We start from the raw sequence: 20,860 nt of genomic DNA, 5'->3' as shown, positions 1-20,860 counted from the left end.
TTTTTGCGCCGAACCCTTCCTCCTGAGTTCGCAGTCTGACAACATCGCCCGGTATTCGGTGCCAGGGCTCCGCAGGCCGCGACTCGGCAAGCACCTTCGCCGCCCCGCGCCCGAATCCACACTGTCGGGGGTTCTTCGGGGGAGGGACAGCGTCCATGGGCGGCTTCGTCCTGCGCAGGCTGCGCAGCAGACTCGCACTGGCTGGTGCGGCGATGCTGACGGTCCTGCTCACCGCGACCGCGCTGGCCGCGCTGAGCGCCTTCGAGGCCGGGGTCGGCGACGCCGGCCTGCACCGCGCGCTCTCCGTCCAGGACCGTGATCGGGCCACCGTCGATGTGGCCGTCGATGGCGGCGCCGAGCAGCGCGGCAAGGCCGGGCACCAGGTCCAGCAGTTGGCTCGTGGCCTGTTCGGCTCGCTGCCCACGGCCGTGCGGTGGGTGGCTCGCAGCCATCCGTTCGCCCTGCCCGCGCCGGTCCCCGCGCCGCGCAGCGCCGATGGTAGTCCCGCCGATCCCGACCTGACGTTCCTGTCCTCGCTCGACCCGGCCCAGGTCACCGTGACCGCCGGCCGCCTACCTACGGCCACTGCCGCGGGGGCGCCGATCGAGGTGGCGGTGCCCGATGTCGCGGTCACCCGGCTCGGGTTGCGCGCCGGTGCCCTGCCGGTGCCGTTGCGCCTGGTGGACCGGTTCGACGGCTCGGTGCGTGAGGTGCTGATCACCGGCACCTACCGCCCCACGGACATCACCGATCGCTACTGGCAGCTGGACGAGCTGGGCGGGCACGGGTTGTCGGTCAACGGCTACACCACCTACGGCCCGCTGCTGGTCCCGGACAGTGCGTTCACCGGCTCGGCGCTCACCCAGCAGAGCGCCGACTGGCAGATCACCGCGGACTTCGACAGCGCCAAGGCGGCCGACCTGGACGCGCTGCGCAGCCGGGTGGCGCAGGTGGTGGGTGACTTCCAGGGCGCCAGCGGGTACACGGTCAGCACCCGACTGCCGGCTGCTCTCGGTGACTTGCACGACGATCTGCTGGTGGCCCGGTCCACTCTGGTGATCGGCGGGCTGCAGTTGGTGGTGCTGGCGGTCGCCGCGCTGCTGCTGGTCACCCGGCTGCTGGGGGAGCGGCAGGCGGGGGAGAACGCGCTGCTCGCCGCGCGTGGCGCGGCTCGACGCCGGATCGCCGGGATCACCGCGCTGGAGGCGGGGCTGCTGGCGCTGCCCGGTGGGTTGTTGGGGCCGCTGCTGCTGGCGCCGCTGCTGGGGTTGGTCGGGCGGTTGGGGCCGCTGGCGCGTACCGGTGTGCGGCTGGGCAGCGGGCTGACGCCGAGCTCGTGGCTGGTGACCATGGCCACTGCCGTGGGGGCGGTGCTGATCGTGCTGGTGCCGAATGTGCTGCGGGCTGGTGGAGCCGTGCTGCGGCGCCGCTCCGGGCGGCGGCAGGCGGCGGTCTCGGGGCTGCTGCGGTCGGGGGCCGATGTGGCGCTGCTGGTCCTGGCGGGGCTGGCCTACCTGCAGCTCGATCACTACGGTTCGGGCGCGGCGGGTGGCGGGGCGCTGTCCACCGATGCCGGCGGGCGGCTCGGCCTGGACCCGGTGCTGGTGGTGGCTCCCACGCTGGCGCTGTGTGCCGGCACCTTGGTGACGCTGCGGCTGCTGCCGCTGGTCGCCAGGCTGGGCGAACGCTGGGCGGTCCGCGGCCGGGGGCTGGCGGCCGCGCTGTCGGGTTGGCAGTTCGCCCGGCGGCCGCGCCGCAATGCCGGGCCGGTGCTGCTGATGGTGCTCGCCGTCTCGATGGGCATGCTGGCGCTGGGCCAGGGCGCCACACTGAGCGCCTCGCAGCGCGACCAGGCCGATTTCAGCTCGGTCGGCGGGCTGCGGATCAGCGGGCTCGGTCTCACCTCGCTCGGGCAGGCCGGACTGCTCGGCGCCCTGCCCGGTGGCGATCGGGTGATCCCGGTCTCCCGGCAGGCGCTGCCGCTCAAGGGCGGTCAGACCGGTCAGCTGCTGGCCATCGACACCCGGCAGGCGAGCAGCTCGGTGTGGCTGCGCGAGGACGTGACCGGCGGGCGCACGCCCGCCCAGCTGTACGGTCCGCTCGCCGACCCGGTGTCGGGCAGCGCCGACGGCATCGCGCTGCCCGGCAAGCCGCTGCGGATATCCCTCGACGTCAGCGTGGCCACCACGGTGACCGGGCCGGCGGCCGTCCTCTCGCCGTGGTCGCCGCCCGCCCCCGCCACCGCGCCGCGCCTGCAACTGGTGATGCACGACCGCTACGGGCTGGTCTTCACCGCGCCGTTGGACAACGACCTGCCGTTGAACGGCGACGCCACGGTCACCGCCGATCTGAGCGCCATCTTCGCCCACCCCGCCGGGACGCCCGCCTACCCGCTCACCGTGACCGGCATCCAGGTCGCCTACTACGAGACCACCGACGGCAAGGCCAGCCGGCAGCTGACCGTCCACCGACTCACCGCCGGGCCGGCCGACGGCACGCCCAGCCGGCCGCTCGGCCGCCCCGACCGCCTGCGGTGGCAGCTGGCCGACCACGACCCGGCCGCGCAGCACACCCAGGACGACGCCGCGGTCACCCCCGCGAACCCGCAGGACCTGCTCGCCATGACCCTGACCACCGCTGTCGGCAACGCCGCCCCGGTCGCCACGGCCCAGCTGTCCGGCCGCGACACCGCCCCGCCCGCGATCATCCCCGCGCTGGCCACCAAGGACTTCCTGACCGCCGCCGGCGCCGAACTCGACGACGAGATCCCGATGCAGATCGGCACCGACCAGCTGACATTCAAGATCACCGGGGTGGTGGCAGCCCTGCCCACCACCGGCAGCCCCACCGGCGGGCCCGCCAACGCCCTCCTCGCCGACCTGCACACCATCGACCGCGTCATCACCAACCAGAACGACAGCCCGCTGGGCCCCACCGAGTGGTGGCTGCCCAGCCGGGGCCCGGGCGACCCCCAGCCCGCCGCCCTGGCCGCCGCCCTGCGCACCAGCGCGGTCTCGGGCCAGCTCCAGCTGGACGCCGACCTGGTGGCGGGCATGCGGGCCGACCCGCTGACCGCCGCCCCGCAGACCGGACTGCTCGCACTCACCATCGCCGCCGCCGTACTCGCCGCGATCGGCTTCGCCGCCGCGGCCATCGGCGCCGCCACCGAACGGGCCGCCGAATTCGCGGTGCTGCGCGCCCTCGGCACCCCGCACCGGCAACTGGCCCGCACCGCCGCCAGCGAACAGGCGATCCTGATCGGGCTGGGACTCGGACTCGGCGCCCTGCTCGGCACGGCACTGGTCCACCTCGTGGTACCGCTCACCGTCCTCACTCCCACCGCCCGGCGACCGGTCCCGACCGCGCTGGTGGTCCTGCCGGTCGGGCAGGTGCTGGTACTGCTGGCAGCCATCGCCGCGCTACCGGTCCTGCACACCGTCCACCGGATCCTGCGGCCGGGCCGCGCCGCCGAGACCACCACGCGCCTACGCCACTCGGAGGAGATGTGAGCCGAGGAGACGGGAGTGGAGGAGACGTGAGTGGAGGAGGCGGGAGCGCAGGAGACGGGAGCCGAGGAGGCGTGCGCCGCGGAGACGTGAGCGGAGGAGGCGGGAGCGCAGGAGGCGGGAGCACAGGGGGCGGGAGCACAGGGGGCGGGAGCCGAGGAGCCGGGAGCGCAGGAGACGTGAGCGGAGGACATGTGAGCGCAGGAGATGTGGGCCGCGACCACGTCGACTCGCCGGGGAGCGGTCGTGGGGCCGGACGGCGGGCCGGCCGGAACCCGGCGCCCTGGGTGCGCACCCGGCTGCGCACCAGCCGAGCCGCCGCCGCGTTGATGACCGTGCTGGTGCTGGGCACCAGCTTCCTGGCCACCGCGCTCCCCCGGACCCTGGACCGCGACGCCGACCGGGAGGTGACCCGACTGCTGGCCGCCCTGCCGGGGGCCGAGCGCGGTGTCTCCGCCACGGTCCTCGACACCGACCACACCAGTGACGGCGGCTCCGCCACGGCAATGTTCAGCCCGTCCAGCGTCAGCGCCACGGCGAGCAAGATCCAGCGGCAGCTGATCGCCCCGCTGGCACCGAACCCGCAGAACGCCTCCTTCGGCGCCCACTCGATCAAAGGGCGTCCACTGACCGATCCCGGACTGTCCCGAGTGGATGAGGTCGACCCCCAACTCAACCTGTTCGGCATCGTCGGACAGCTCTCCCACGTGACGGTGGTCCAAGGCCGGGCACCGCTGCCGACAGAAGGACTGCCCGGAATCGGCGGCCAGTCCTACGAGGTCATGATGTCCAAGACGACCGCCGATCAACTCGGCGTCCGACTGGGCGCGTTCCTCACTGCTCCGGGGGCGCCGGGGGTGCTGCACGAGAGCAGGGCGCCGAGCACCGCCAAGCTCCAGGTGGTCGGCCTCTTCCAACCCAACGACCCGAACGACCCGTTCTGGAACAGCGCACCCTGCGTCGTCAGTGCCTGCATCGCCTCCACCCCGGACAAGCCGCCCCTGCAGTACTGGAACGCCAGTGCCTTCATCAACGAGCAGTTGATGAGTGTGCTGCCCGACTACGCCCACTCCGAGCTGTTCTGGAACATCCCGGTCGACGCGCACCACCTGCACGCCGCCCAGGTGCCCGCCGCCCAGCAGTTGGTGAGCTCGATCCTCAACGGCCAACGCGCCGCCACCCTGCGCGACCAGGTCGGCGTACCGTCGATGGGGATCGATTCCCAACTGCCCGGCGTGTTCACCCAGGCGCTGCAGGAGCAGGCGGCGGCCGCCCCGATCTACGCGATCGGGCCGGTCGGCGCGGGATCGGTCGCGCTGGTGCTGCTGGCGCTGGCGGCCGGCCTCGCGGTCGACCGCAGGCAGTCCGAACTCCTGCTGCTACGGGCCCGGGGCGGCTCGCTGCGGGGCATCGGCGGACGGCTGCTCGCCGAGACCGCGGTGCCGGTGCTGCCCGCCGCCGTGCTCGGCACCGCGCTCGCCCTGGTACTGCTGCCGTCACCGCGCTGGGGGGCTGCGGTGCTGCTCGGCGCGGCGACCGGCCTGGCCTCGCTGCTGCCCTTCCCGATCCGCGCCCTGCTGATGCTGCGCGACCACGGGCCGCGCGGCGGCCGGAACCGGCGACCGGAACGGACGGCCGGCCGGCGGCGCGCGTCCATCGTGCGAGCGCTCGGCGAACCGCGGCGGCTGGTCGCGGAACTCGGTGTGCTCACGCTGGCCGTCGGCGCGGTGGTCGCGGTGCGCCGGCGCGGGGTGACACCGCCCGGCAGCTCGCTGGACCTGCTGCTGAGCTCGGCACCGCTGCTGCTCGCGCTGGCCGGTGCGGTGCTGCTGGCCCGGATCTTCCCACTGCTGCTGTCACCGGCCGCGCTGCTGGCCCGGCGGGGCAGGGGGGCGCTCGGGTTCCTCGGGCTGGCCCGCGCCACCCGGGCCGGTGGGGTCGGCGGCGGGCAGGGCGCCGGCGGTGATCGGGGGGCCGGGGGGCGGGCGCCCAGCGTGCTGCCGCTGCTCGCACTGGTGCTCGCGGTCACCACGGCCGGATTCGGCGTGACCGTGCTCGACTCCGCGACCCGGCAACGGCAGGTGGCGGTCCGGCAGATGCTCGGCGCGGACGCCCGGGTGACCGGCAACGACGAGACCACGCTGCCGCCCGGCTTCCTGGCCGCGGTGGCCAAACTGCCCGGGGTGCACGGTGGTACCGCCATGTTCCTCGACCGCGATGCCTCGCTCGGCGGCCAGGTCAGCGGCAGCATGATGCTGATCGTCGACCCGGCCTCGTACGCGGCCCTGGCCGGCCGAGTGGGCTACGGCCAGATCGACCCGACGCTACTCGAACAGCCCACCGCCACACCCGATGCGGCGGTGCCCGCGATCGTCACCGACCAGATCGCGGACCGGCTCGGCACCGGCGACCAGGCCGTCTCACTGCCCGCGGCCTACGGCGAACTGCGCTACCACGTGGTCGGCACCACCCACGGCTCGCTGGCCCTGCCGGCCGGCGGTCCGCGCCCGGTGCTGATCGTCTCCAGCGCCGCCGTCGCCCGACAACTACCCAGCGCCAAGTACCTGGTGGACAACCCCAACGCCTGGTTCGGCACTGGCGACGGCATCAGCAGCACCGCCCTACGGGCGCTGCTCAGCGGTGAGTTGACGGCCGACCAGCACGGGAGCGCGGACGTGACGGCGAGCGCCGGTGCGGGTGCGGGTGCGGGTGCGGGTGCCGACCAGGGTGCGTCGGGTGCGGGTGCCGACCAGGGTGCGTCGGGTGCGGGTGCCGACCAGGGTGCGTCGGGTGGGGCGGCGAGCCCGGGTGCGAGTGCGTCGGCGAGCCCGGGTGCCGGTGCCTCGGCGAGCCCGGGTGCCGGTGCGGGACCGGCCGGTGGGACGCCGTCCAGCGGCTCCTCCACCAGCAGCACTGCCGGCACGCTGAGCGTGGACGACTTCTTCTCCGTCGCCACCAGCGACGACCTCAGCGCCGGAATCAGCGGGCACCCGCTGCAGCACTCGGCCGAGCAGCTCTTCTGGACCGCGGTCGTCACCGCCGCCGGATACAGCCTGCTCTCGCTACTACTGACCCTGCTGCGGGCCGCCCCCGAACGGGCCGCCCTGCTGGCCCGGTTGCGAGCCATGGGCCTGCGACCGCGCCAGGGCGTGGCGCTGATCCTGTGCGAGGCACTCCCGCAGGCACTGACCGCGGCGGCGGCCGGTGCGGGCATCGCCTGCCTGAGCGCGCCGCTGCTCGGCTCGACGGTCAACCTGTCGGCGATGGTCGGCGCCGCCGTGCCGGGCGGGCTACGGACCGACACGGCGGCCGTGTGCTGGCTGGCTGCCGCCCTGGCCGGGCTCTGCACCCTCCTGATCCTGGTGGAAACGGCACTGACCGGGCGGCGGCAGATCAATACCGAGTTGAGAGCGGGTGACCAGCGGTGACCAATCCGGACAACGACACCACCGAGCAGCAGCCTCCGGGCAGCGGAGAAACAACCGACAGCGCGGCAGCGACCGACGGAGCCGCAGGACGTCAGGCGACCCCCGGCAACACCGGCGGGGAAGTCACCCTCGCCGAGCTTCGCCGCCGCGCCGAGGCCGCCCGCAACCAGGTGACCTACGGCCATGACTCGGTCATTGCCTGCGACCAGGTGGTACGGATCTTCACCGCCGACCGGGTCGAGGTCCAGGCCCTCCAAGGGCTCGACCTGCTGGTCCGCAAGGGCGACCTGATCGCCCTGGTCGGAGCCTCGGGCAGCGGCAAATCCACGCTGCTGAACATCCTGGCCGGCCTGGACGCCCCCACCGCGGGCGCAGCCACCGTCGCCGGCCGTGACCTGCTGACCATGACCGCCAAGGAACGGCTGCGCTACCGCCGCGAGGTGGTGGGATTCGTGTGGCAGCAGACCGCACGCAACCTGATGCCCTTCCTGACAGCGGCTCAGAACGTGGCGCTGCCGATGCAGCTCAACGGGGAACGCTGGTCCGCCGGCCGCGCCAAGCGCCGCGCCGTCCGGGCTCGCGAGCTACTGGACGCGCTCGGCATCGCCCACCTCGCCGACCGGCGGCCGACCCAACTCTCCGGCGGGGAGCAGCAACGGGTGGCGATCGCGGTCGCGATGGCCAACAACCCGTCCGTGGTCCTGGCCGACGAACCGACCGGCGAACTCGACTCGGAGACCGCCGCGTCGATCTTCGAAGCGTTCCGCACCGTCAACCGCGAGCTCGGCGCCACTGTGGTGATCGTGACCCACGACCCCATGGTCGCCGGTGAAGTGCGGCGCACCGTGGCGATCCGCGACGGGCGCACCAGCTCAGAGGTGCTTCGCGAGACCCTCACCGACGAGCACGGCCGGCAGTCCACCCGCGAGCGTGAGTACGTGATGCTCGACCGCACCGGCCGGGTCCAACTCCCCCGCGAGTTCCTCGCTGCCCTGGGCATGGAGCACCGCGTCGCCGTGGACCTCGCCGGCGACCACATCGCCGTCCGCCCCGACGAACGCGGAGGTCGTGCCTGAGCCGCTCTTCACCAGGGCGGCTGCTCGCATGTCGCCTCCTCGGCGACGGCCTCCTCGCATGCGCCTGCTCGGGGAGGCTCCTCGCGTGCGACTCCTTGGGTGCGACTCCTTCGGTGCGACTGCTCAGCCGAGCGGTGTCAGCCCGAGGCCCGCGCCCGGGACGGCAGTGCGCAGCGCGACCGTGCCGTGCGGCGCCGTGAGGCGCAGCCAGCCGCCCGCCCGGTGGGCGGTGAGCGGGGCGCCCGGGTGCAGGAAGCCGATCCGGTAGGCGGCGTGCGCCGCCCGCAGCGGCACTTCGGGCAGGGCGGCCAACGGGCGCGCCCAGATCTCGTCGGCGATCCGGTCCAAGACGGCACGGCTGCGGTGATGCTCCGGCACCTCGTCCGCGCGAACCTTGAACTCCCGTACCGATTCCATCAGTTGAGGCATCACCAGGTCCACGTCGGTGCTGCCGAGCGGCTGCCAGCCGGTGCGCGGCGGCAGCATCCCGGCCCAGGCCGGCCCGGTCACCGGTGGCGGGAGCACCACGGCACCACGTTCCTCGTCGACTGCGTCCAGCAGCTGCCCGGCCGACACCGTCGCATCGGCGGCCGGGGCCGGGCCGGCCAGCTGGGCGGTCCGCAGCGCCAGTACTCCGCTGCCGCCGAGCGGCAGCCGACCGTAGACGGCGAGCACACCGCCCGCCGTCGCCGACCCGCCGGCGCGCTCCCCCGCTTCCCGGGGCTCCCCCTGCTCGTCCGGCTCCATCGGGTCAACCGGGCGCGGCTCCGGCACGGCCAGCAACCGCACGGCCGCCGCCCGGTCGAACCGGAGCAACCGGCTGAGGAACGCACCGAGGTCCGCCGCCTCCCGCGGGTCGGCGAACGTCAGGGCTGCGGTGCCGATCACGCCGCGACCTTCTCGCCCTCGGCTGCGGCGTCCTGGCCGTTCTCGGCCTCACCGTTCTCGGCCTCACCGGCCGCGACCTGGCCGGCCTCGCCGCCGTCACCGCCGTCCGGCAGGAAGCGGCTGAGGAACTTCCGCTCCACCGGGCTGATCCGGCGCGGCCGCGCGGCCTTCAGGTCGTAGGGCACGACCACGCTGGACGCGCGGATGTAGACGGTCTCGCTGCCATCGTCCGCGATGTCCTTGATCTCGTAGGCGACGGTCACCGACGCGCCGCCGATCCTGGTCACCCAGGTCTCGATGGTGACCGGCGAGGGCCGATGCACCAGGGGCCGCTTGTAGTCGATCTCGTGGCGTGCCACCACCGATCCGCCCGCGAACTCGCCCGCGCCGGCCTCGGCGGCCTGGCGGAACATGAAGTCGATCCGGGCCTCCTCCAGGTAGCGCAGGAAGACCACGTTGTTGACGTGTCCGAAGGCGTCCATGTCGGACCACCGCAACGGGCAGGCATAGATGTGGCGTGCCACGAGTGTCTTTCTCCCTCTGTACCTTCGCTCCGCACGCGCCGGCCGGTGCCTTCGTGTGCTTCCGCACGCGTCGGCCCGGTGGGCTCCCCAAGGAGGGCGCCTCACCGGGCCGACGGACGGTTCAACTGACCGAACGACCGAACGGTCAGCCGCGGGTCAGCTTCTTGTAGGTCGCCCGGTGCGGACGGGCCGCGTCGGCGCCCAGCCGGTCGATCTTGTTCTTCTCGTAGGACTCGAAGTTGCCCTCGAACCAGAACCACTTGCTCTCACCCTCGTACGCGAGGATGTGGGTGGCGACCCGGTCCAGGAACCAGCGGTCGTGCGAGATGACCACGGCGCAGCCCGGGAACTCGAGCAGCGCGTTCTCCAGCGAGGAGAGGGTCTCGACGTCGAGGTCGTTGGTCGGCTCGTCGAGCAGCAGCAGGTTACCGCCCTGCTTGAGGGTCAGCGCGAGGTTCAGGCGGTTGCGCTCACCACCGGAGAGCACGCCGGCCGGCTTCTGCTGGTCCGGGCCCTTGAAGCCGAAGGCCGAGACGTAGGCGCGGGACGGCATCTCGACCTGACCGACGTTGATCCAGTCGAGGCCGTCGGAGACGACCTCCCAGAGGGTCTTCTTCGGGTCGATGTTGGCGCGGCCCTGGTCAACGTAGCTGATCTTGACCGTCTCGCCGACCTTGACGCTGCCGGAGTCCGGGGTCTCCAGGCCCTGCAGCATCTTGAAGAGCGTGGTCTTGCCGGCACCGTTGGGGCCGATCACACCGACGATGCCGTTCCGGGGCAGGGTGAAGGAGAGGTCCTCGACCAGCACCTTCTCGCCGAAGGCCTTGTTGAGCTTGTCGACCTCGACCACCACATTGCCCAGGCGCGGGCCCGGCGGGATCTGGATCTCCTCGAAGTCCAGCTTCCGCATCTTGTCGGCCTCGGCCGCCATCTCCTCGTACCGGGCGAGGCGGGCCTTGGACTTGGCCTGGCGGCCCTTGGCGTTGGAGCGTACCCACTCCAACTCTTCCTTGAGCCGCTTGGCGCGCTTGGCGTCCTTCTGGCCCTCGACCTTGAGACGGGCCTGCTTGGTCTCCAGGTAGGTGGAGTAGTTGCCCTCGTAGGGGTAGGCACGACCGCGGTCGAGCTCCAGGATCCACTCGGCGACGTGGTCCAGGAAGTACCGGTCGTGGGTGACGGCGACGACGGTGCCGGCGTACTTCGCCAGGTGCTGCTCCAGCCAGTTCACCGACTCGGCGTCCAGGTGGTTGGTGGGCTCGTCGAGCAGCAGCAGGTCGGGCGCCTCGAGCAGCAGCTTGCAGAGCGCGACGCGACGACGCTCACCACCGGAGAGGTTGGTGACCGCCCAGTCACCGGGCGGGCAGCCCAGCGCGTCCATGGCCTGCTCCAGCTGGGCGTCGAGGTCCCAGGCGTTGGCGTGGTCCAGCTCCTCCTGCAGCTTGCCCATCTCGTCCAGCAGCGCGTCGGAGTAGTCGGTCGCCATCAGCTCGGCGATCTCGTTGAACCGGTCGAGCTTGCCCTTGATCTCCTTGACGCCGTCCTGGACGTTCTCCAGGACCGTCTTGGAGTCGTCCAGCGGGGGCTCCTGCAGCAGCATGCCGACGGTGTAGCCGGGCGACAGGTACGCCTCGCCGTTGGAGGGCTGCTCCAGGCCGGCCATCATCTTCAGCACCGTGGACTTACCGGCGCCGTTGGGACCGACGACACCGATCTTCGCCCCGGGGAGGAAGTTGAGCGTCACGTCGTCAAGGATGACCTTGTCGCCGTGTGCCTTGCGCACCTTGCGCATGGTGTAGATGAATTCCGCCACGTGAGATCGCTCCGGCGTCGTCGAGGAGAGGGGGACTTGGGCATTACCGCGTTTCAGCGTTCCATTGTGCCGCACCTGGGCCCGCAACCCGAACCCCTGCCCCGGTGGCGGACCCGGCTCTGACTCGGGGTGGCGACTTGGGGTGGCGACTTGGGGTGGCCGGTCCCACGGGGTGCACCCGCCCGCCGAGGTGCGCAGGCCCCGGACCGGTGCACGGAATCCGATGCACTGGCGCGACGAGGCCGGTGACCCAGCCCCTGGGTGGGACCGGGCCACCGGCCTGGTGCGCTTCAGACGATCGGATGACGCGGTCAGCGGTCACCGCGGTTCCGTCCCAACCGACAGGTCGACGTCGTACCTCAGCCAGCGGTGCGACCGTGGCGACCGCGACGTCGCATCGCATAGAGGGCGCCGGCACCGACCAGGACCAGCGCACCGGCAACGCCCGCGATCAGACCGGCCGAGCCACCGCCGCCGGTGAAGGCGAGGCTGGAGCCGCCCTTCGCGCTCGGGCTCGCGCTGGAGGACGGAGCGCTCGGGGCCGCGGGACCACCGCTTGACGCGGCGCTGTGGGAGGGAGCCGGGCTGGGGGTACCGCCGACGACGTGGCAGTCCAGGATGCCCTTGAACTCCTTGGTCTGGCCGTTCAGCACCGGAACGTCGATCTTGTACGCGGCGCCCTGGATGCCGGGCACCGAGACGGTCTTGGTCTGCCCGGCAGGCACCGACACCGGCTGGCTGCCGTGGTCGGACGTCACGGTGGTGCCGAAGGGCTGGTCACCGTTGTTGGCGATGGTCACGACGATCGCGTTGTGCGCGCAGTCGACCGCGGCGGAGACCGCCGGCGCCGGGCCGGTCGGCGCCCAGGAGGCGCTCGCGCTCGCCTTGACGGTGACCGGCTGGCTGCCCGCGAGGATCAGCGTCTGGCTGTGGTTCTCGGGGGTGTAGCCGAGGCTGGTGAAGGCGCGGCCGATCTGCAGCCCGGTGGTGGTCGAGGTGGAGACGGTGGCGCTGCCCGCGCTCGCGCCGGCCGGGGCCTTGAGGTAGAGGGTGTCGCCGTCCTTGGCGGGCTTGGTCAGCTTCCCGCTCTTGTCGGACAGCACGGTGGCGCCGGACTTGTCGGTCAGCACCACGCCGGCGCCGGCGGCGGCCGAGTCGAGCTGGACCGAGACCGAACCGCCCGAGGTGCTGACGGTGATCGGGCCGAGCACGGCACCACTCTTGCCGGAGACCGACAGCTGGCTGAGGCCCAGCGTGGGGTTCGGCTCCTTGAGGTCCTTCGCGTTGGCCTCGAGGTACTTGGTCAGTTTGGCCGCCTCACCGTCCACCGGGAAGGCGTCGCGGTGGTCCGAGTAGTGCCAGATGGCAGCCTGCGTCGCGGCCGCCGCCTGGTCTTCGGAGAGCGAGTCGGCGCCCGCATCCGTCGCCAGCACCGTCAGGTCGGTGATGTGCGGGTAGGAGTTCTGCAGAATCCAGTTGATCTTGCCGGCGTCGCTGTTGTTCGCCAGCGATGTGGAGGCCCAACCGGCCTCCTGGTACTGGGCGTGCTCCTTGGTCTCCATCGCGAGGTCGATGCAGTAGGTCTCGATCATGGAGCCGTCAGCGCCCTTGAGGAGGATCACGCCACCGTCGGCATAGCCGCCGTCACCGAGGTCGACCTTGCCGTAGTGCTGCATGCCGTCCTGCAGTGTGGCGATCGCACCGGACCCACCGGTCGACATGTCGCTGCCACTGTCCGCGACGGCCGCACTCGCCACCGTCAGCCCGCCACCAACCGTCAGACTCGACGCGAGCATGACAGCTGCCATGCGGGCAATACCCCGCTGTTGCATCTGGAACATGAAAGACCCCTCTGGGCAGAGTCGGCCCCTTGGGCGACTCGCCTCACAGTGCCGCGCTCCCTGTGCGCCGACACATCGTGTTGAACGAGACGCATCCTATTGACCCCCACCAGCGGTCAAACCAAAGGATCCACCAAAACCGCTTCCGTATCGGAATTGTTATCAAGGAACAGGTGCAGTCAGCATCTTGACGAAGCGCCAGTCAGATACTCATCACTTTATCGACTTCTGCCGGCCCATTGCTTCGACAGATTGCAGCCCCCAGGAGGGCAACTGCCGCCAAAAGCTCAAAGGACACTCAAGGACCCGCTCACCGAGCGGACCCACCCCGCTACGGCGAGTTCATGAGGCTATGTCAGTTCGACTGCGGCCGACTACTACCCGTATTCACCAAACCGCCTGACGGATCGTTCATCATTCACCTTTCACGCCCGCAGGGCCTCCTCCTCGGACGCCGGAGCTCCACCCACCCCGGCGAGAACACCCGCCCGGCCTCCGCGGCCGCTCCGGGCAAGCCGGCCACCACGCATCCCCCGCGCTGCCACTCCGGTCGCCGCGGCTTCGAGCACCCCGTCCTCCTCGGGAGCAGTATCGGCCGCAGCACTCACCGGCTCCCCCACTCGTCGCCTTCTGGCCGGAGCCCCATCGGCCACCTGAGGCCCTACCGCCGCCGGATCGCCGACCAGCCCCGGCAGCATCTCCCTCTCCGCCTGCCGCTGCCCCACATCCGCCGGCTCATGCTCCAGCGCGGGATCCGATCGCCGCCGACGCGCCACCGGTGACGACGGCTCGACCGCCCACTCGTCCGCCGTCGTCCCACCCCCTGACGACCCACCCGCCCGCGCATGCCCCGTCGCCACGGCTCCTTGACTGATCACCCCGGCCCAGCCGACCGATTCTGCGGCCACCTGCTCACCCACCGCGCCGGCCAGCGAAGCCTGCCCGCCGTGGGCTCGCCGCTCCCGCACCGCCTGCGTGATCCACTCGGGCACCGCCTCGCCGGCCGACTGGACACCGGCCACCTCGGAACGCCCGCGAACCGACGGGCGGAACGCAGAGGTGCCGCGCCCCAGATCGTGCCCGATCGCCCGAGCGTCGATCTCAACCACCGACCGCCGCTTGCCCTCGTCCTCCCATTCACGCACCCTCAACCGCCCGCTCACCACCACAGGATCGCCCTTGCCCAGCGAGCTGACGACATTCGACGCGAGCCCACGCCAGGCCAACACCGTGACCCAGAGCGTGTCCCCGTCCACCCACTCGGCACGCCCCCGGTCGTAGCGCCGCTCGGTCGAGGCCAAACGGAAGTTCGCCATCGGGATGCCCCCCGCCGTCTGCCCGTACTGCACCGGCGAGGCGACATTTCCAATCATCGTGACCACGGTCTCGTTCACCACAGGCCCTCACATTTCTCGCGTTTCTCGACGCCCCGGAGGAATCCCGGTCGCTATCGATGCTCGCGCAGACCTGGAGCAGTCGGCCGATGGGAATTGAAGCCTGTGGAAAAACCCCACCTTGTGGACAACTTTGCTGAGCCATAGCAGTATGATTTTCTCAACCCCAGGACAAACCCCGCCGTGCGTTCATGACAAGCACCTGCCGCAGCGTCGGACGGCCTGGTCGGCGCACCCCTGAACGAGTGGCCTACACCAGCTCCGCCCATGTCATCCGACTTGACGAAGCGATATCCCGGCAGACTCCGCCGATACTCATCGGTCACGTTCCCGGCACACCCCGCTACCGGCACGGCTAGTCCATAACGGGTGAGGAGACATCGCCGTAACGACTGCACAACGTCCGGCGGCAACCCCGGTCCCAACGCTGCACTCGTCGGATCCACCTGCGATTATCAGACCGCTATCGCAAGGCCGACACACCCACTCCACGCGTGGAAAGCCGAGCAAGGCAGCGGACGCCCTTATCCTGTCCCGGCAGGGCAAGGGCTTCTCACCCCCACCCGCACCCAAGGCAATAGGCAGGAACCCCGACAGGCTCCGCCCAAAGCCCGCCCGCCCCCGTAGCTCAGCGGATAGAGCAGGTGCCTTCTAAGCACTTGGCCGCAGGTTCGAGTCCTGCCGGGGGCGCCTGAGCCCTCTGACCTGTGAAAAGGTCAGAGGGTTTCGTCGTGGAGAGCACGCACAGCGCCAATGCGCCAAGTGCCTGGACCCATCTTCGTATGTGCTCCTGGCTTCAGCCCAGGGCACACAACCCCGGCCCAGCGTTCCAGGCAGCGATGACACGCCCCGGTCGACCCGTTCCCGTGGTGGCTCGTTCGAGCACGAGCTCCACCCCCTCAGGGGCATCGCTCCGGGACGCGCTCGACCGGGTCGAGGCCACCATCCGTCCTCGCCCCGACCCGTGAACACCACCGTGCCCCGGTCCTGGCGACCGAGGAGGTAGTCGGGCAGCGTCTCCGCGCGAAGGCACCGACACGTGGGACGGCGAGGAGTCCAGGCTCCGGGTCGTCAGCCTGTGAGGGCGGCGGTCTGCGCCAGCACGGCGACCACCAGCAGTGTGCCGACCGCGAGCACGGCCGCCACCTGCACGACCGCCCGTGCCCGGCGCGGGGCGAAGACGAAGGCCGTCCCCAGCAGCAGGCCGGTGAGCAGGCCGCCGAGGTGCCCTTGCCAGGAGGTGATGCCGGCCGAGGCGACCAGCCAGACCACCGAACCGATGAGCTGGCGCCCACCGCCCAGCGGGTCGGAATGCATTCGGCGGGTCATCAGGAAGTAGGCGCCCACCAGTCCGAAGATCGCACCGGAAGCGCCGAGGGCGGCCTCGGTCGGGGAGATCACGTAGCCGAGCACCGAACCGCCGACCGCGGAGAGCAGGTAGAGCGCCAGGAACCGCACCCGGCCGAGCTGTACCTCCATGACCCGGCCGAACAGCCACAGCGAGTACATGTTCAGCAGGATGTGCAGGATGCCGAAGGAACCCTGACCCTGGGGCTGGTGGAGGAAGGCCGAGGTGAGCAGGCGGTACCACTCGCCGTGCGCGATGCCGACCAGGTGGAAGCCGGGCGGCAGGGTGCTGGGGTCCTGGAGGCGGTAAGCCATGCCGTCCGGGCCGAGCACGCCCTGGCCCAGGTTGTCGAAGCGCTCGACCGTGGTGGGCCGCGCCAACTCCAGCAGGTACGCCAGCACATTGAGCGCGATCAGGACGTAGGTCAGGACGGGAACGGCGTTCGAGCGAGCACCGAAGACCGTGCGCGCCTCGCGCATGCCCTTGTGGCCGGCCCGCACGCACTCGGGGCACTGGTGGCCGACCGGTGCGTCGTGCATGCAGTCCGGGCAGATGTAGCGCTCGCACCGGGTGCAGCGGATGTAGGACTCGTGCTGCGGATGCCGGTAGCAGCTGGGGGCGGGCGGCGCCTCGGGGGACTGGGTGCCCTCGGGGGCGGGCGTCGGGTTCATGGTGGCGCGGGTCTCCGTCTGAGGCCGTCGGTGGTTTGACCGCGCATAAGGTAGCGAACAGGTGACCGGTGTACGTGAGTGGGCCCTGCCGGCAGGTACGCCAGTGTGGAACGCATGACGGCATTCGGTGGCCGCGGCAACCGCGCGGGAGCCGGCCGCCGTCCTGTGCGGTCAGCCGAGGGTGAGGGCGCGAACGGTGACGTCCAGGGGGCCCGGAGCGTCGGTGCGCAGGGCGATCGCGGCGTCGTAGTCCTCGGGGACCGGGACGGCCTGGATGGTCCAGCCGGGCGGCGGGCCGGCCGGGGTGGGGGGGTAGCCGGGGCCGAGGCCCACGTAGTCGGCGCCTGCGCCGGCCCCGAGTCCCATGCCGGTGCCCTTGAGGTAGGCCTCCTTGCGGACCCAGCAGCGCAGGGTGGCGGCCGGGCGCAGTTCGGCGGCGACGGCGGCGAGTTCGGTCTGCTCGGCCGGGTGCAACTGGCGCGCGATGTCGGTGGCCGTGGCGGCGCCGAAGGCCGCGAGCTGCTCGACGTCCAACCCCACGGTGACCGGGGCCAGCGCGATCAGGGCGAGACCGGTGGTGTGCGAGAGGGAGAACTCCAGCGGCTCGTCGCAGAGCACCTCGGGACGGCCGTGCGGCTCGCCGCAGCCGGGGCAGGCGGCCTGGCGGAACAGCAGGTCGGCGGCGGGGCGGTGGAGGCGGTCGGCGAGCAGGGTGCGCAGCGCGACGTGGGCGACCCGGTAGAGGTCCTGGTCGGCCGGGCGGCGGAAGGCGGCGGCCTTGCGCTGCTCGGCGGCGTCGAGCAGCCGCGGCGCCAGGGACTCGGCCGCCGTGCTGTTGGCCGGCGTCACCGCGATGCGCCAGACCTCGATCTCCCCCATGCCCACCATCCGTCGTCCATTTCCGACCGGTTCTGATCTTCGGTCATCCCACCGTATGAGCGGTGGTGTTGTAAACGGGCAACGGCAACCGCGGCCCACGGCCTTGCGGCGGGACACCGAGGCCGCCCCCTCCACGGTCCCGATGCCCCGTCGGAAGGCCGTCGACCTGCGTTGTTGGCGCTGCGCAGTTCCTTCGTCATCCGGAGCGATGACTATTCATCCGGCTCTGTCAGATCCTGTCAAGAGTGTGATGGGCATGCGAAGGAACTGAAGAATTGTCACGCTCACTTACCGTGAATGTTGTCCGGTTTGCTCGCAGTTGTTCCTCACCCTCCGCATGCCCACGGTGCCCGTGCCGCCGGCGGCTCAGATTCCGGAGACCGTGCCCGCGATCACTCGCACCACACCGTCCTCCCGTGCGGCCAGCGCGGCGCGCAGCCGGGCTTCGCGAGCCGGGCCGAGCAGCTCGTACGCCTCCGCCGGCGGAACCCAGCGGTACTCCTCCAGCTCGGCGGCCTGCAGCGCGATCTCGGTGCCGACCGGCACGGAGCCTGCGTCGAAGAAGAAGTGCACGGCGGGGTGCGGGAGTTCTTCGGACGGGTGGGTCCAGGCGACCACCAGCAGGGCGCCGACCGTCCGGTCCAGACCGGTCTCCTCCAGCAGTTCGCGCCGGGCGCACTGGGCGGCGTCCTCACCGAGGTCGATGACGCCGCCGACGAGCTGCCAGCCGGGGCGGTAGTTGGGCTTGACCACCAGCACCCGCCCGGCCTCGTCGGTCAGCAGGGTGCCGGCGGCGGTGTAGGAGCGGGGCAGTGAGGCGAGCCAGGCCTCGCGGGGCAGCAGCTGGTCCTCATCCATGGGGCTCCTCCGAAGGGATGGTGTTGCGGACGCGCCGACGCTACTGCCACGGCGCCGCCGGGGCACCCGTGCCCGCCGCCGGTGCCGCACCCGCGACCTGGGAGAGTAGGCCCATGACCGACCAGACGACGCTGACCGCTGATCGTGCCGAACTCCCCGGCCCGGTCCCGGGCCTGCGGACCTTCCAGGGCGAGGACGGCGTCGGCGTGCTGCTGCTCGACCGGCCGAAGCGCCGCAACGCCGTGACCCTGCAGATGTGGCAGGCGCTGCCCGAGGTCCTGGCCGGGCTCGCCCGACGCCCCGGCTTCCGCGCCCTGCTGGTGACCGGCGCCGCGCGGACCTTCAGCGCCGGCGCGGACATCGCCGAACTCGCCGACACGTACGGGGATCCGGCCGCCGCTGACGCCTACCACGCCCGCAATGTCGAAGCGGAGCAGGCGCTGGCCGACTTCCCGCATCCGACGCTGGCCGTGGTGCACGGCTCGTGTGTGGGCGGCGGCTGCCAGCTGGCGCTCGCCTGCGACCTGCGGTTCGGCGCAGAGGACGCCCGACTCGGCATCACCCCGGCGAAGTTGGGCGTCGTCTACCCGGCGGTGCCGACCGTCCGGCTGGCCCAGCTGGTCGGCGTGGCCCGGGCCAAGTACCTGCTGTTCTCCGGCGAGTTGGTGGACGCGGCGCGGGCCGAGCGGTTCGGTCTGCTGGACGAGGTGCATCCCGCGGCGGAGTTGGACGGGCGGGCGCTCGAGTTCGCCCGGCTACTGGCCCGCCGCTCGCCGCAGACCATCGGTGCGGCGAAGGCGGCGCTGGGGGCCGACGGCCTGGCCGGGGCCAGGGCGGCGCTGGCGCCCTGGGAGCGCCGCTCGCGCGAGGCGCCGGACGTGCGCGAGGGGCTGGCGGCTTTCCTGGAGCGCCGCGAGCCCGCGTTCTGACCCGCGCTTCCGCCTCCGCTCCCCAGGCCCGGACCGGTGCGCGAACCCGCGTTCTGACCCGCGCTTCCGCCGCCGCTCCCCAGGCCCGGACTGGGCCGGGCGGAGTAACGTGAGACGTGAGTCCAGTGACTCTCTGGTGGGATGCCCGAAGAGGGAATCCGATCCCGAGGCAAGGAGTTTCCGGACATGCGCGCAGACGTTGGCGACCGCATCCACATCCACAGCAGATCCATCGGCATGCAGGAGCAGCAGGGGGAGATCACCGAGGTGCACGGGCAGAACGGCGAGCCGCCGTACGTGGTCCGGTTCAACGACGGCCACGAGGGCCTGATCTACCCCGGCCCCGACTGCACCATCGAACGCCGCCGCGCCGAGGAGCAGTAGCACCCGCGGCCCCCGACCCCGCCCTGGCGGCAGCTGCCCACCAGGGCGGGTCGCGGCGCACCGCGCGCACCGGATCAGCGGATCGGCACGCCCGAGATGCTCCGCGCTATCACCAGCCGCTGGATCTCGCTGGTCCCCTCGAAGATCGTGTAGATCGCGCTGTCCCGGTGCATCCGCTCCACCGGGTACTCGCGGGTGAACCCGTTGCCGCCGAGCAGCTGCATGGCCTGCGCGGTCACCCATTTGGCGGTCTCGCCGGCGTAGAGCTTGGACATCGAGCCCTCGGCGGCGGTGAACGGCTGCTGGTTGGCGGCCATCCAGGAGGCCCGCCAGACCAGCAGCCGCGCCGCGTCGATCCGGGTGCGCATGTCGGCCAGGGTGAAGGCGACGCCCTGGTTGTCGATGATCGGGCGACCGAACTGCACCCGGGTCTTGGCGTAGTCGAGCGCCACCTCGTACGCGGCCCGGGCGATCCCGATGGCCTGGGCGCCGACGGCGGGGCGGGAGGCCTCGAAGGTGGCCATGGCGGCGTTCTTGCCGCGCGAGGACGAGCCGCCGCCGGCCGCCCGCTCCCGGGCTCGGGCCAGCCGCTCGTCCAGCTTCTCCTTGCCGCCGAGCAGGCAGTGGCCGGGGACGCGGACGCCGTCGAGGACGACCTCGGCGGTGTGCGAGGCGCGGATGCCGTGCTTCTTGAACTTCTGGCCCTGGGCGAGGCCCCTGGTGCCCGGCGGCACCACGAAGGAGGCCTGGCCGCGGGCGCCGAGCTCCGGGTCCACGGTGGCGACCACCACGTGCACGTTGGCGATGCCGCCGTTGGTGGCCCAGGTCTTGGTGCCGTTGATCACCCACTCGTCGGTGGCCTCGTCGTAGACCGCGCGGGTGCGCAGCGCGGAGACGTCGGAGCCGGCGTCCGGCTCGGAGGAGCAGAAGGCGGCCACCTTGACGTCCTCGGGCGTGCCGAACATCTGCGGGACCCAGGTGCCGACCTGCTCCTCGGTGCCGTTGGCCAGCACGGCGACGGCCGCCAGGGTGGTGCCGACGATCGAGAGGCCGATGCCGGCGTCGCCCCAGAACAGCTCTTCCATGGCGATCGGGATGCCGACGCCGGACGGGTCGAAGTACTGCTGGGCGTAGAAGTCGAGCGAGTAGATGCCCACCTTGGCGGCCTCCTGGATGATCGGCCAGGGGGTCTCCTCGCGCTCGTCCCATTCGGCGGCGGCCGGGCGGATCACGTCCCGGGCGAAGCCGTGCAGCCAGTCGCGGACGGCCTGCTGGTCCTCGCTCAGCGCCATCGAGAAGGCGTTCATCCCAGTCACTCCTCGTC

The 20,860-nt window shown here is 71.8% G+C and carries 14 protein-coding genes and 1 tRNA gene; 6 read left to right on the top strand and 9 right to left on the bottom strand.

Annotated elements, in window-relative coordinates:
• Nucleotides 1–155: 155 nt before the first annotated feature.
• From LN042_RS04265 to LN042_RS04255, 3 genes are all read left to right on the top strand, one after another.
• The gene (locus LN042_RS04265) at nucleotides 156–3,509 is read left to right on the top strand and encodes an FtsX-like permease family protein (protein ID WP_230048547.1); all 3,354 of its coding nucleotides are present in this window, start codon (nucleotides 156–158) and stop codon (nucleotides 3,507–3,509) included.
• 191 nt (nucleotides 3,510–3,700) lie between these two features.
• Entirely contained in the window at nucleotides 3,701–6,934 is a 3,234-nt protein-coding gene (locus LN042_RS04260) for an FtsX-like permease family protein (RefSeq protein ID WP_230048980.1), read from the top strand.
• Nucleotides 6,935–7,104: 170 nt separating this feature from the next.
• Nucleotides 7,105–8,010, top strand: coding sequence for an ABC transporter ATP-binding protein (locus tag LN042_RS04255; protein ID WP_230048978.1), 906 nt, complete (start codon nucleotides 7,105–7,107; stop codon nucleotides 8,008–8,010).
• A 123-nt stretch (nucleotides 8,011–8,133) separates the two neighbouring features.
• Here LN042_RS04255 and LN042_RS04250 read toward each other — a convergent pair whose 3' ends face one another.
• From LN042_RS04250 to LN042_RS04230, 5 genes are all read right to left on the bottom strand, one after another.
• On the bottom strand, nucleotides 8,134–8,898 hold the full coding sequence (locus LN042_RS04250) for a DUF8010 domain-containing protein (protein WP_230048545.1): 765 nt from the start codon (nucleotides 8,896–8,898) through the stop codon (nucleotides 8,134–8,136).
• The gene (locus tag LN042_RS04245) at nucleotides 8,895–9,422 is read right to left on the bottom strand and encodes an acyl-CoA thioesterase (protein ID WP_230048544.1); all 528 of its coding nucleotides are present in this window, start codon (nucleotides 9,420–9,422) and stop codon (nucleotides 8,895–8,897) included. The genes LN042_RS04250 and LN042_RS04245 overlap by 4 nt, the downstream gene beginning before the upstream one ends.
• A gap of 145 nt (nucleotides 9,423–9,567) precedes the next feature.
• Nucleotides 9,568–11,232 carry an energy-dependent translational throttle protein EttA gene (ettA, locus tag LN042_RS04240; RefSeq protein WP_230048542.1) on the bottom strand — a complete coding sequence of 555 codons (1,665 nt, stop codon included), beginning with the start codon at nucleotides 11,230–11,232 and terminating at the stop codon, nucleotides 9,568–9,570.
• Between the two features lie 359 nt (nucleotides 11,233–11,591).
• Nucleotides 11,592–13,040 (bottom strand): thioester domain-containing protein, encoded by a 1,449-nt coding sequence (locus LN042_RS04235; RefSeq protein ID WP_230048540.1) that lies wholly within the window; start codon nucleotides 13,038–13,040, stop codon nucleotides 11,592–11,594.
• A gap of 458 nt (nucleotides 13,041–13,498) precedes the next feature.
• Nucleotides 13,499–14,467 carry a single-stranded DNA-binding protein gene (locus LN042_RS04230; protein ID WP_230048538.1) on the bottom strand — a complete coding sequence of 323 codons (969 nt, stop codon included), beginning with the start codon at nucleotides 14,465–14,467 and terminating at the stop codon, nucleotides 13,499–13,501.
• A 617-nt stretch (nucleotides 14,468–15,084) separates the two neighbouring features.
• On the opposite strand from LN042_RS04230, the gene LN042_RS04225 reads away from it, so the two are divergent.
• A tRNA-Arg gene (locus tag LN042_RS04225) sits at nucleotides 15,085–15,157 on the top strand.
• Between the two features lie 381 nt (nucleotides 15,158–15,538).
• Here the strand turns inward: LN042_RS04225 and LN042_RS04220 are convergent.
• The 3 genes from LN042_RS04220 to LN042_RS04210 form a co-directional block, all read right to left on the bottom strand.
• Nucleotides 15,539–16,486, bottom strand: coding sequence for a rhomboid family intramembrane serine protease (locus tag LN042_RS04220; RefSeq protein WP_230048536.1), 948 nt, complete (start codon nucleotides 16,484–16,486; stop codon nucleotides 15,539–15,541).
• A gap of 171 nt (nucleotides 16,487–16,657) precedes the next feature.
• Nucleotides 16,658–17,365, bottom strand: a complete 708-nt coding sequence (locus tag LN042_RS04215) for a 4'-phosphopantetheinyl transferase family protein (protein ID WP_230048534.1) — start codon at nucleotides 17,363–17,365, stop codon at nucleotides 16,658–16,660.
• Nucleotides 17,366–17,731: 366 nt separating this feature from the next.
• On the bottom strand, nucleotides 17,732–18,223 hold the full coding sequence (locus tag LN042_RS04210; protein WP_230048532.1) for an NUDIX domain-containing protein: 492 nt from the start codon (nucleotides 18,221–18,223) through the stop codon (nucleotides 17,732–17,734).
• Between the two features lie 113 nt (nucleotides 18,224–18,336).
• Between LN042_RS04210 and LN042_RS04205 the strand changes: the two genes are divergently transcribed.
• Both LN042_RS04205 and LN042_RS04200 read left to right on the top strand, forming a co-directional pair.
• Nucleotides 18,337–19,152 (top strand): enoyl-CoA hydratase/isomerase family protein, encoded by an 816-nt coding sequence (locus tag LN042_RS04205; protein WP_230048530.1) that lies wholly within the window; start codon nucleotides 18,337–18,339, stop codon nucleotides 19,150–19,152.
• Nucleotides 19,153–19,338: 186 nt separating this feature from the next.
• A complete protein-coding gene (locus tag LN042_RS04200) occupies nucleotides 19,339–19,536 on the top strand; it encodes a DUF1918 domain-containing protein (RefSeq protein ID WP_230048528.1) in 198 nt (65 codons plus the stop codon).
• A gap of 74 nt (nucleotides 19,537–19,610) precedes the next feature.
• Here the strand turns inward: LN042_RS04200 and LN042_RS04195 are convergent, their stop codons facing one another.
• Entirely contained in the window at nucleotides 19,611–20,843 is a 1,233-nt protein-coding gene (locus LN042_RS04195; RefSeq protein WP_230048527.1) for an acyl-CoA dehydrogenase family protein, read from the bottom strand.
• Between the last annotated feature and the right edge of the window lie 17 nt (nucleotides 20,844–20,860).

The organism is Kitasatospora humi (assembly GCF_020907985.1).
Taxonomy (GTDB): domain Bacteria; phylum Actinomycetota; class Actinomycetes; order Streptomycetales; family Streptomycetaceae; genus Kitasatospora; species Kitasatospora humi.
Note: the sequence above shows the minus strand (reverse complement) of the source record. Positions and strands in the feature narration are given on the sequence as shown.

Coding starts and splice junctions, on each gene's coding strand:
- LN042_RS04195 (WP_230048527.1), bottom strand. CDS start 20,843: ATGAACGCCTTCTCGATGGCGCTGAGCGAGGACCAGCAGGCCGTCCGC.
- LN042_RS04200 (WP_230048528.1), top strand. CDS start 19,339: ATGCGCGCAGACGTTGGCGACCGCATCCACATCCACAGCAGATCCATC.
- LN042_RS04265 (WP_230048547.1), top strand. CDS start 156: ATGGGCGGCTTCGTCCTGCGCAGGCTGCGCAGCAGACTCGCACTGGCT.
- LN042_RS04235 (WP_230048540.1), bottom strand. CDS start 13,040: ATGGCAGCTGTCATGCTCGCGTCGAGTCTGACGGTTGGTGGCGGGCTG.
- LN042_RS04210 (WP_230048532.1), bottom strand. CDS start 18,223: ATGGATGAGGACCAGCTGCTGCCCCGCGAGGCCTGGCTCGCCTCACTG.
- LN042_RS04215 (WP_230048534.1), bottom strand. CDS start 17,365: ATGGGGGAGATCGAGGTCTGGCGCATCGCGGTGACGCCGGCCAACAGC.
- LN042_RS04205 (WP_230048530.1), top strand. CDS start 18,337: ATGACCGACCAGACGACGCTGACCGCTGATCGTGCCGAACTCCCCGGC.
- LN042_RS04220 (WP_230048536.1), bottom strand. CDS start 16,486: ATGAACCCGACGCCCGCCCCCGAGGGCACCCAGTCCCCCGAGGCGCCG.